The 11,607-nt window shown below is 49.0% G+C and carries 10 protein-coding genes and 1 tRNA gene; 5 read left to right on the top strand and 6 right to left on the bottom strand.

Annotation, left to right across the window (positions count from 1 at the left end):
- Positions 1 to 26: 26 nt before the first annotated feature.
- The 4 genes from B5M13_RS04130 to tgt all read right to left on the bottom strand — a co-directional run bounded on the left by B5M13_RS04130 (position 27) and on the right by tgt (position 4,763).
- A complete protein-coding gene (locus tag B5M13_RS04130; protein ID WP_080054433.1) occupies positions 27 to 1,352 on the bottom strand; it encodes a hypothetical protein in 1,326 nt (441 codons plus the stop codon).
- Positions 1,349 to 2,386 (bottom strand): CgeB family protein, encoded by a 1,038-nt coding sequence (locus B5M13_RS04125; RefSeq protein ID WP_080054432.1) that lies wholly within the window; start codon positions 2,384 to 2,386, stop codon positions 1,349 to 1,351. Before B5M13_RS04125 ends, B5M13_RS04130 begins: the two co-directional genes overlap by 4 nt.
- Complete coding sequence (locus tag B5M13_RS04120) at positions 2,383 to 3,516, bottom strand: Wzz/FepE/Etk N-terminal domain-containing protein (RefSeq protein ID WP_245859762.1); 1,134 nt, start codon at positions 3,514 to 3,516, stop codon at positions 2,383 to 2,385. Before B5M13_RS04120 ends, B5M13_RS04125 begins: the two co-directional genes overlap by 4 nt.
- A gap of 116 nt (positions 3,517 to 3,632) precedes the next feature.
- A complete protein-coding gene (gene tgt, locus B5M13_RS04115) occupies positions 3,633 to 4,763 on the bottom strand; it encodes a tRNA guanosine(34) transglycosylase Tgt (RefSeq protein ID WP_080054431.1) in 1,131 nt (376 codons plus the stop codon).
- Between the two features lie 168 nt (positions 4,764 to 4,931).
- Between tgt and B5M13_RS04110 the strand changes: the two genes are divergently transcribed.
- The 4 genes from B5M13_RS04110 (at position 4,932) to B5M13_RS04095 (ending at position 7,429) form a co-directional block, all read left to right on the top strand.
- The gene (locus B5M13_RS04110) at positions 4,932 to 6,125 is read left to right on the top strand and encodes a glycosyltransferase (protein ID WP_080059785.1); all 1,194 of its coding nucleotides are present in this window, start codon (positions 4,932 to 4,934) and stop codon (positions 6,123 to 6,125) included.
- A gap of 70 nt (positions 6,126 to 6,195) precedes the next feature.
- Positions 6,196 to 6,825: a 16S rRNA (guanine(527)-N(7))-methyltransferase RsmG gene (rsmG, locus tag B5M13_RS04105; protein WP_179950477.1), complete on the top strand. Its 630-nt coding sequence runs from the start codon at positions 6,196 to 6,198 to the stop codon at positions 6,823 to 6,825.
- Between the two features lie 103 nt (positions 6,826 to 6,928).
- The gene (locus tag B5M13_RS04100) at positions 6,929 to 7,234 is read left to right on the top strand and encodes a PH domain-containing protein (RefSeq protein WP_080054430.1); all 306 of its coding nucleotides are present in this window, start codon (positions 6,929 to 6,931) and stop codon (positions 7,232 to 7,234) included.
- 121 nt (positions 7,235 to 7,355) lie between these two features.
- Positions 7,356 to 7,429, top strand: a tRNA-Asn gene (locus tag B5M13_RS04095).
- A 159-nt stretch (positions 7,430 to 7,588) separates the two neighbouring features.
- Here the strand turns inward: B5M13_RS04095 and B5M13_RS33265 are convergent.
- Entirely contained in the window at positions 7,589 to 9,022 is a 1,434-nt protein-coding gene (locus tag B5M13_RS33265) for a relaxase/mobilization nuclease domain-containing protein (protein WP_155297179.1), read from the bottom strand.
- The gene (locus B5M13_RS04085) at positions 9,022 to 9,390 is read right to left on the bottom strand and encodes a plasmid mobilization protein (RefSeq protein WP_080054429.1); all 369 of its coding nucleotides are present in this window, start codon (positions 9,388 to 9,390) and stop codon (positions 9,022 to 9,024) included. The genes B5M13_RS33265 and B5M13_RS04085 overlap by 1 nt, the downstream gene beginning before the upstream one ends.
- Positions 9,391 to 9,683: 293 nt before the next feature.
- On the opposite strand from B5M13_RS04085, the gene B5M13_RS04080 reads away from it, so the two are divergent.
- Complete coding sequence (locus B5M13_RS04080) at positions 9,684 to 11,498, top strand: type IV secretory system conjugative DNA transfer family protein (RefSeq protein ID WP_080054428.1); 1,815 nt, start codon at positions 9,684 to 9,686, stop codon at positions 11,496 to 11,498.
- Positions 11,499 to 11,607: the final 109 nt, after the last annotated feature.

Below are 11,607 nucleotides of genomic sequence, written 5' to 3'. Positions count from 1 at the left end.
GCAGCATCGTCATACTTAGTTACGATTTATAAATTCACTCCCATTGGCTTCATTATCCAGTACAGGATGGTTATAAACATAGCGCTGGTTAGCAGGCTACCCCAGGCCGAAAACACATCCGTTTCCATGGTCATGCATCCGGCAAACAACATGGGTAGCCACAACACAGCAGAAGGCACCCGCCCGGCTACCTGGAATACAAACTGAAAGCAGTTACGCAAAACGGCGCCGTATAGCCAGGCGAAAAGCACCCCTCCATAGCCGAAATTGACATACCCTTCGCCTATGGGCGAAAGGTTCATACTTGTATTCTCCAGTTGTGGAAGGGATGTAAACCGTTTGATATTGGCGAACCCACCCGCAAGTGGTTTATCAGGCCATAGAAAGCGCGGAACAAATGGATATAAAAAGGACAGTAGCACTTCGCCACGAGCATACGCTTCAAAGGCAGGTACTTTAGCCATAGCGCTGCCAATGAGAATACCCTGATTGAATCGAACAGATGATCGAAACAACTGACTGGTATTCAGAAGTTTGTCTGGATGAGCCAGCCGATCTGCCACTAAGTCAATCAGCAACCCGGCATCTGCCGAGCGTTCGGTACGCCAATAGCCCCAGGTTTTGGAGCGGTATTCCCCTTTAATGGACTGAATTAGCAGCAAGGTGCCTAAGGCCAGGCTCAAAGCAACCATTTTGATAGGCCCAGTCAGTGGCTTGCCAAGACCAACCGAACCAATCAGCAACCATAATAAAAGCCAGAAGAACAATTCCCCAAACATTCCTGTCTGAACCATATTGACTAGCCAGACGGTAATAACCAGACCAATCATTGGCAGCCGAAATGAGCTTCTAGTATATTGAGCGTACAAGGCGCTGGTCAGCAGGCAATTCATGGGTAATGTCCCCATAAACGACGGCGCATCGGTCCAAAATCGTTTGACCATGAAGCCAACTAAACCCACGCAAAACAGCACAATAGCAACCGCCTGCCGATGCTGAACAGAATTGGATACCCGCCCAATAATGGTCTGATGCACTGGCTCCGACTTTGCTAATCCATTGACACCCATGTAAAACAGTACGCAAGCCGGAACCGCATAGCTGAAATAGGCATCCGATTCGATAGGCATAGAGGCCGCAAATACCCAATACGTAACCGCCGGAATAAACAGAATTTCAAACGCAGCAATAGCTCCTATGCATTCGGGAATAGCAATACGCTGGCCAAAATGACTGAAGAAGGTCTGAAAGGTATATGCCGAAAAACCCACCGCTATCGCTTCATAAAACGAACCATAAACAGGCCAGAGGGCTCCCAGAAAAACAGCGGATGGTAGTAGTAGTCGATTCATCGGTCTGTGGGCCTGGTTTGTTCCTGAACGATCGGAGGCATCAAGCCAACGGTTTGTAAAAGCTGTGAAACGCGACGGTCGAATGTATGGTGTTCCTGAAAATGGGCGTACTGTTTGGCCGCCAGTTCGTGTCGCCGGGCCGGATGGGCCAGATAATACCGGATCTTATCAATCGCATCGTCCATAGTCCGGTAGGTGACCAGGTCGGCCGGAACTCCGGTATAGGAATCAACCGTCGGTTTATAATCGCAGAGCTGGAACCCGCCAATGCCGTTGATCTCAAAATATTTTTGATTGACCGACGTCACCTCGGCGTAATGAAGGTTATTGAAAACGATTCTGGCTCCGTAAAGAAGCCGGTTTTTTGACTGGCCGATCAGGCGTTGGCGTTGAAAAACAGTACGCACATCAGGACGCATATACGGACCTTTTGTACCATACACCGCCACTTTGACCCCAGCCCGAATCAGTTGCTCGATCATTCGAACGCGATAGGCATACAAACTGCCAAACACCAACACATCAATATCGGTGAGCCATTCGGCAACCGCTTTTTCAATCGGTGGTTTCTGGTGGAACCTAGGGTTAAATCCTTCCGGCAAATAATGTGCATTTAGCCCGGCTTTGTGGCGCAGTACTTCCACGATATAAGGCTCTTTCGAAAAGTAATAATCAAAATCAGCAGCAATGATCTGTTGCTTTTCCAGGTTCGACAGAGCATCCGGATTGAGCTGAACAATGGGTATATCAGGCAATTGAGCCTTCACCTGCTCTACCAGTATCGGATTCATGTACCGATATACTACCAGCACCAGATCGGGCTTATGGTTTACAATTTTACCCGCTAGCTGTCTGCCAACCAGTCGATCATATAAACCCACAAAACGAGAAAGCCAATAATTACCTCTTGTCCCCATGGGCCCAATTGCGACGGTATCTATCAGAAAAGCATCGTGGCCCAGCACCCGAAACGAATCGCACAGGTGTTGCTCCAGTGAATCGGCAAGGCTGCTTCCTACAATAACTACATTCATATCGATACCTCCATCGGCTTTATATCGGTTATAATCGCTCTGACACGCGCTTTTAAGCCAAATTGTCCGGCAATAGCCGACAATACACTCACCATTAACCCCAGCAGGATGAAAGCCAGCAGGATCATCGTTCGTTGGGGAGAAGTCCGCTGATGCGGTACTTTGGGCGGTTCGAGTACCTTGAAAATGGGGGTCTGCTCCTGAACCTTAAGTTTTGCCTGTTCGTACTGGCGCGATAACTCGGTAAATACCGTCTCGGTAGTAGCCACATCCGCATCTAGTCGATACCGCTCCATGGCTACTGTCTGAAGCACTACATTGCGGTGATTATCATTGTATTGGAATACCCTGAACTGAGCATCCTGATAACGTTGACGGGCTTCGGCCAATTGGTGGCTATAAAAAGCGAAATCGGCCCGTGCCTTTTCCGTCCGGTAGTCTGTTACATAAAGCGTCAGATACGTCATGGCGGCCTGGGCTACCTGGGCAGCTACCTCGGCATCGGGCATTTGCGACACGATGGTAATGATGCCCGACCGCGTATCCAGTTTGGCGCTTACTCGTTCGCCAATTTCCTCGACCAGTTCCTGTTGCCGATCCGATAAGCGTACGGTTCCCTTCAGTCGGTTCGACACAGGTCGTATAGCGACTGCTTTTTTGAATGAAAGCCATTTCCTGAGTGACCAGCCCGTCGAATCAGGTAGTAAAAACTGGCCAACCGTTGTGGCGGGTCCATCACTCGGATAAACTGTCTGGCCAATCAGGTACAACGCAAACGGTGTACTTTGTACGACATTGGGGTATAAATCGGGCCGAACGGCATCCATACCTTCCGTGCTGGATAGATCAAGATCGGCAAATGCAGCTACTGACGACAGTCGCTTGAATAAACTACCCGCATTCGTATTCATCTCGGGCATAATCCGTGCCTCAGACCGAAACTCCTGAGGCAATAAAAAAGCCGTTACCACACCGAGTATGGCAAACAAAAGTGTACATAGCAGGACACGGTGCCGAGCTTTCCACGCGGTTCGTAGCACCTGGTCGGCGGACAATAGCCACCAACCGGGTTGTAGGGAGGGCTCAAACTTCGTCGATGTGACCATACCAAAGTCGTCCGGGAGTTGCATCCTTCTATAAAGCCCGAAGTGGCCTTAATCAAACTCTATGACGACAAATCATAAAAAAAGTCTCCTAAACAAGGCGCTTAGGAGACTTTTTTTAGCTAACTAATTGGTTGTCTGCTCTATAATCGACGCATAAATTTGACGACCATCTCATTTTTCCAGGCGACGAAGTCACCGGCTTCGATATGCGTTCGTGCCTGCCGAACAAGCCACAAATAAAAAGTCAGGTTATGCAGGCTGGCAATCTGTCCACTCAGCAGTTCTTCAGCTTTAAACAGATGACGCAAATACGCTTTCGTGTAAAAAGTGCTGGCATATCCACCCAGCGCCGGATCGATCGGACTAAAGTCGCGGCCCCATTTTTCATTTTTGATGTTGATAATACCCTCCGTCGTAAACAGAATACCATGACGGGCATTGCGGGTCGGCATCACACAATCGAACATATCGACGCCCAGGGCAATCGCTTCCAGAATATTGGCAGGCGTGCCAACGCCCATCAGATAACGAGGCTTATCGGTGGGCAATATGCTATTGACCAATTCAATGGTTTTATACATTTCTTCGGCCGGTTCACCCACTGCCAATCCACCAATCGCATTTCCTTCCCGTTCTTTGCTGGCAATATATTCGGCCGACTGTCGGCGTAAATCGGCGTAGGTACTCCCCTGAACGATAGGAAAAAGGGTTTGCCGATACCCATACAGCCCTTCACCGCCATCAAACCGGGCAATACAACGATCGAGCCACCGGTGCGTCATGTCCATCGACTGTCGGGCATATCCATACTCACAGGGATAGGGTGTACACTCATCGAACGCCATAATAATATCCGCACCAATGGTCCGCTGAATGTCCATAACGCCTTCGGGGGTGAAGGTATGCTTCGAGCCGTCGATATGCGATTTAAACGTAACCCCTTCTTCCTTAATCTTACGCGTTCCCGACAATGAGTAAACCTGATAACCGCCTGAGTCGGTCAGAATGGGGCGCTGCCAGCCATTGAACGCGTGCAACCCACCCGCCTGACGAAGAATATCGAGCCCCGGCCGCAGGTATAGATGATAGGTATTGCCGAGAATAATTTCGGCATTGATATCGGTTTCCAGTTCACGCTGATGGACCGCTTTCACCGTGCCAGCCGTTCCGACTGGCATAAAAATTGGTGTTTGAATAAGGCCATGATCCGTGGTTAAGGCACCTGTTCGCGCCTTCGACTGGGGGTCATGGGCAGTAATAGAAAATGTCATACTGCAAAGATAGAAAGGAAAAGGCGGAAGGGACATTAAGCGGCCGGGTGAGCGATACAGTACCGTAAATTCCTGCCTGCTTTGCCGTCTTGCCTGTTCTGCACTCTCTTTTCCCTTATCTTTGCGGCTTCATTCAAAATCAACGCATTAACGAATAAACATTTACTCCTGGTGATTACGGCACTACTGATAGCCTGGCTGGTCATAGTCGGCATTCAGCTTATTTACATCTTCTTTGTTTACTCCAGAACGGCTCTCTATCGACAGTCTGAACCAGGTGATGTTAACGGGCAACGGCAATTTTTGAACGAATCTACGGGGGGCGTTACAGTAGTTGTGTGCGCCCGTAATGAACTCAACAATCTACGGGAACTGCTGCCACTCCTGAACGAGCAAGTCTATCCCCATTTTGAAGTGCTGGTTATGGACGATCGTTCGACAGATGGCACACTGCTTTTTCTGGAAAATGACATTGCCCACCTCAACCGGATACGATTTATCCGCATCGATAAAGAGCATGAGCATGTAACCCCAAAAAAATATGCCCTTACGATAGCCCTCAAAAAAGCAACTTATCCGATAGCCCTTTTTACGGATGCCGACTGCCGCCCTGCATCAACCGACTGGCTGGCGGGCATGGTAACACCACTGGTAACGAACCAAAAGGACATTACGCTGGGCTTCTCTCCTTACTATACTCAACCGGGCTTGCTGAATCTGCTCATCCGCTCAGAAACCTTGTTCACAGCTGTCCAGTATATTTCCTTAGCCCTGGTGGGTAGCCCCTATATGGGGGTTGGCCGAAATCTGGCCTACCGAACCAGCCTGTTTTTCGCCAATCGGGGGTTTTATTCGCACATGAACATTGTTGGTGGCGACGATGACCTCTTCGTGAATGAAGTAGCTACCGGCAAAAACACGGCTGTCTGCCTGCATCCCGACGCCTTCACCTGGTCGTTCCCCAAAGAAACCTGGGCCGAATGGCGTCAACAGAAACGTCGGCATCTGAACGCTGGCAAATACTATAAGCAGGGGCATAAACTACGTCTGGGGCTACTCCTCGGTTCGCACGTACTTTCGTGGGTACTGGCCATGGCCGTTGGCCTGGTTGTTCTTATGCATGAATTGCAGCATCGTTCGTTTACCAACAACGAATGGTTATTTTTGCTAACGGCAACGGGTATTTTTGTACTCCGGCTGATCGCCTTCTGGGGTATTGTCGGACGAATCAGTTATCGTTTGGCGCATACCGTGCATTGGGCTGTTATGCCGTTGATGGATATCTTGTTAGCGGTCTATTACGGAGTATCGGGACTCACAACCCTATTCGTACGGCGTAAAAAACGACTTTACTGGAAATAACTGAATCAACTATCGAAGTCGATGGGTGCGTATCCAATCGCTACTCCTGATTCAGGCTATAGCATTTACTATGAACATTGACCTGATTCTAAACTATTTCCCAGGCCTGACCGCCGAACAAAAAGAGCGATTTGCGGCCTTGGATGAACTCTACCGGGATTGGAACGCGAAAATCAACGTAATTTCGCGGCAGGATATCGATGCGCTCTACGAAAAGCATGTGCTTCATTCACTGGGCATTGCCAAAATTGTGGACTTTAAACCGGGAACCGAAATCCTGGATGTAGGTACAGGTGGTGGCTTTCCGGGTATCCCGCTGGCTATATTGTATCCCCTGGTCGATTTTCACCTGGTCGATAGCATCGGAAAGAAAATAAAAGTAGTACAGGAAGTGGCCGATGCGTTAGGGCTCCAAAATGTAAAAGCGGAGCAAGCGCGTGTCGAGCAACTGAACACCACCTACGACTTTGTTGTGAGTCGGGCTGTTACACGGCTAAAGCCCTTTCTGGGTTGGGTACGATATAAAATCCATAAAGCAGGCAACAACGACCGGCCCAATGGTGTTTTGTACCTCAAAGGGGGCGACTTGGCCGAAGAGTTGGCTGAAATCCCGGACCGATACCGGGTCTATGACTTATCCGACTATTTCGAGGAGCCTTTTTTTGAAACCAAAAAAGTGATTTATATACCTAAAAAGTAGTAGGAGGAGTGGGCGGTGTGGAGCGCGAATCCATCCGCAATAACTTTAGTGCATCAGCATTCTTACTCCTCACCATTCACTCCTACTACCACGACTCCCACATATGCCAAACGAAAAATTCCGCAGCAGCAGCTTCAAAGATCCACTTACACCCGACGAGGTGGTATTCAACGACAAAGGCGTTACATTCCGGTCGCGCAAGCTCATTGGCGGGACCGACAACTTCGTCTTCTTTTCGGACATATCCGGCGTTGAAATCGACAACGGATTATTTTTTGCCACGATTCGGGTCATTCCACGCGCTCGTCCGGAGATTGTGATCCGAAACTTCTCAAAAGGGGATGCCCGACGCATCAAGGAACTGATTTTAGAGAACGTACCCAATCATCGTCCCGACGCGTTCAGATAAAAAAAGGTGCAGCAGGGTGCTTGATTCCCACTAGGTTATCAGAAAGTCGCTCAAAAAAAGACTTTTTTTCGGGGCAAATGCTTGCGTAGTATCCCGAAACCCCTTAGTTTTGCACCACGATTCCCGAATAGCTCAGTCGGTTAGAGCATCTGACTGTTAATCAGAGGGTCGCTGGTTCGAGCCCAGCTTCGGGAGCCTGAAAACCAAGCACTTACGAGGTAAAACTTGTAAGTGCTTTTTTATTTGCACAAGATTTGCACAAGAATTTTAGGGCGGCTCGGAACAGGCAGTGTGCAACAGATGCACTATTGGGGTTCATCTATACCACCGTAACCGAATTTTTCACGAATATTTTTAGCGAACCCGCTTTTTTGCCTTCTGCCGATTGCGCTCTCGGATCGCCCTCTGCTCCTGCATCAGTCGTTGAAGCTCGTTTTCGGCCTTGGCGACTTCGGCTGTCGTTAGTTCTTCATTTTCCAAAAATTGCCGTGCGGTTGTCTGCTGTCGCTGCACGGTTTCTTCCTGTGATAGTTCGTTTTGATCAACCAATTCGTCCTCGGCCTGCATAAACTCTTTCAGGATGTCTTGATGCCGTTTACTATCAGGCTTTGCACTCAGTTGACTTGTGTCTTCTTCGTTAGCCGCGAATTGCTCTGCGATCCTTTGTTGTCTCTGTCGGCTCTCTAATCTCTTTGGCTTCGTGGTAATGTCCTCACTTGTCTTTGTGTAATCTTCCGCTAATTGTGTTGCACGTTCTTCAGCTATCGTTTCCTCAGCTTTTCCCGTCAATTCATCCGAATTCAAAAAATACTCTCCTGCCCGTTTCTTTTTCTTTTCAAGGCTATCGCTTTGGTCTGTGGCTTCCGTCATTTCCTGCCCTGACTGGATAAAGCTGTCAGCCAAGTCTTTCATTCGCCTGCGGCTCTGGGCCTCTGGGCTTTCCTGTGTTGTGTCCTGCTTATTACCCCAGAAATCTCTAGCCGTTCGTTTCGCTTTATCTAAATCACGCTGTTGTTCGGCCTTATTCGCGTCACTGCTGCCCTCCTGCTTTTGCCGCATCAACTCGATGGCTTCTTTTTCAGGAATCAGCTTCTCATGACGTAAACGCTGGCGAACCTCCTTGATCCGTACTCCTTTTAACTGACGTACTAGATCGAACGATCGTCCATTCTCATCTACCACCATAAATGGATGACGCGGCACGCCTTCCGCCAACAGATACCCATTATCGTGAACGGCTTTGACAAACTCTTTCCCTGTTTTGGTTTCCTTCCATAGATTGGTCAGTGCTTCTTTGAGTTCAGGCCGATGCTGGTTACGGTGGGGCGTCGGCTGCTGTTCAAACACTCGCTCCATTTCTTTACGAGCGCGATCTTGAGCCAGTCGGCTAAACTTGTTGGCAATGACTTTGCCCGTCTGATGGTCGTAGCGTTCCCAGACCACATGTGCGTGTGTCCGTCCCTTTTTGGTGTGTAGGACAATCACGCGCCGTTGTTCCTGCAACCCTAACTCGTCGCCCAAAATATCAGCCGCCTTGAGCCAGTCCTTTTCGCTCATCTTTCGGTCTTCGCTATAGGCTGGATTAATTTGAGCGTGGTAGAGCCCTTTCTGACTTTTGGTCAGTTCGCTGGTTAGTGACATGCTTTGCAAGGTCTGATGCAAATAAGCGTCGGTGGCGTTTGCACGTCCGGCAACGTCTACAATCTGGACACGTTCATTCGCTTCGCCAGAGAGAAGATAATGCGCTAGCTGCTTGCCATTGCCCCGTATCGCTCCTCGGATGACCATTAGCTAAGGAGTTTGAGAACCTGAGCCGTGAGATCATCCAAGCTTTGCATGGCCTGGTTGATCTCACTCGTATTGATACCCACCAACTGCCCCGTCTCATCACGGCTGTTGAGGCTACGTGCAATCTGATTGACGTTGCTGCCGATCTTGCCAAGCTCGGCCATGACATTGAGCAGCAATTCACGCTCGGGTGTCGGCTTATGCCGCAAGGGCTGCGTGGCAGCCATCGTCCGTAAGCGCATGAAGTCGCTAGGCGTCAAGCCCGCTTCGGCTGCCATCTGCCAGATACGGAGTTTCTCAGATACCGTGACCCGAACGCGAATGGTGAATTCGCGTTTGTCCGCATCGTCCTTTTGAGGTCGTGCCATACGCGCTAGCGTTTACAGGGAGGGTTAAGGGAGGGAGAATCCCCACCCTTACAAGAACGGTTTGAGAGCTACAATTACGGAGTTTTTGTAGCTACAAACCACGTCTTGCAACACTTACCCACGAAGGTAAGGAAACTACTGGGTTTCAGGGCAAACTGCTTTTTCTTTTTTCTGGGCAATTGCTTTTTCATTGCAGAAAACACCCGTTTCAAATACGGGAAAAATCCCGTTGCGGGGAGTTATTCTTTTTCCGTTTTTGGGCAACGTTTCCACGCTCCTTAACCTACTCGTTAATGAATCCCGCCGAACCCCAAATGGTTGGCGCACCGCAACCTGCCACAAACGGGTTTGGTGTGACCTCAGATGAAATCAATCAGCTTTTCAACATCACCCCCAATCCTTCGCTACAGAACAGAATTATTCTGTTTCTGGTCGGCCTCTTCCTAACCCCTATCACGTTGGCAGGAGCCTTATTCGGCTATACGCAAGCCTACCTGCGCTTTATGAAGCCGTTGGCAGAATACCCCCTGCTCTATCCCCTGCGGCCCATCGTTAAGTTTGCGATGGTTATCTGGGCGATACTGGGCTGGTTCGTTCTGTTTGGGCTTTTGTTCGTTCTCTGGTTCGTCGCATCCCTGATGGGGATGCAGGGCTATGCGTTTCTTGTTTTCATGAGCTTCAATCTTTTCTTTTCACTCGTCGTATTTTTCATTTTCCGACGTTGGCAGATTGGTGTTAACAACGAGCTGATCGAAGGCAATCGTTTTGGTACGGCGCGGTTTGCCAGACCCGATGAACTCAATCCCTATCGGCAGGGCCCAGGCATTTATATCGGCGGTGGGTACGTCTTTAAAGATAAAGGCCACATTCTAACCGTTGCCGGTACACGGGGTGGCAAAGGCACGAATTTGATTATCCCGAACTTGCTGGGTCTTGGCGGCTATACAGGTTCCTGGGTCGTCATAGATCCCAAAGGTGAGAATGCCGCAATCACGGCACGATTTCAACGCGAAAGCGGACGACAGGTTGTCATTCTCAATCCGTGGGGATTACTTGAAGACCACATTGGTGAAGCTGAATCCTATAATCCACTCGATATTCTAGCTGACACGAACAGCATTCATCTAGTCGATGACGCACACATGATCGCGGAAATGCTGGTGCCCGTCGAGCGAGACGACAAGAACCGCTTCTTTACCGATACAGCGCGTTCCGTCGTTACTGGCCTCATCATGCAGATTGCCACTACACAGGAAGGTGATGATCGAACACTCACAACGCTCTGGCGTTGGGCGCGGCTTGCCGGAGATGATTGGGATGAGTTAATCGCTCGTATGCGGCTCAACAACGATCCAGTTAATGGCGAAATCATCCGCAATTCCGGTAATGAAATCGTCAAATTGATGGAAGCAGGCGAAGAAACGTTTGGCAGTATTCTGTCCTCCGTTTTACAGGCAACCGATTTTCTGAAAAGTCCATCGCTGCAAAAGGCGTTACGATCTGGCTATGATCCAGCCACCTTATCAGATGGCGATACAGCCCTCTATATCATCATTCCAGCCGACAAGTTGCAAAGCCACGCGCGGTGGCTGCGGCTCATGGCAACAACGACCTTACGTGCTGTTGTTAGAAATCCCAATAAGCGTGTCACATTCTTGCTGGACGAGTTTGCAGCTCTAGGTTACCTACCGGAAATAGAAACCGCTTTGAGTACGTATGCCGGATTTGAGATTACCGTTTGGCCAGTCTTGCAATCACTCATTCAGTTACAAGGATTGTACGGCGAAAACTGGGAAACGTTTACAGCTAATACAGCAATCCGACAGTTCTTTACAATTAACGACAATTTTACGGCGAACTATGTGAGTGCGGCTATTGGCCAAACGTCGCATGTAATTACAACCCGAAATTGGTTCGGAGTGCAGGATGCTAATGCCAATCAAAGGCCGCTTGTTACACCAGATGAGGTAAGGCGTGGGTCAGCAGAAAATATATTCGCGTTTTTGGGAGGCAACCCGCCAACTATATTTGCTAAGCAACCCTATTATCGGATGTCAAATTTATTAGAAAAGAGTGACATAAACCCTTATCAAGCACTCAGCAATTAATTTTACCAAATTTTTCAAGTAGACACCAAGGTGCTCTCAATTTGTTTGCAAAGATTTGCGATTTTCAGTATATTTTTGCTTAAGTTTGAGCCTAACTAAAAGAGCACAT

Origin of the sequence: Spirosoma aerolatum (assembly GCF_002056795.1) — a bacterium.
Classification (GTDB): domain Bacteria; phylum Bacteroidota; class Bacteroidia; order Cytophagales; family Spirosomataceae; genus Spirosoma; species Spirosoma aerolatum.
This window is presented reverse-complemented; position numbering and strand designations above follow the sequence as displayed.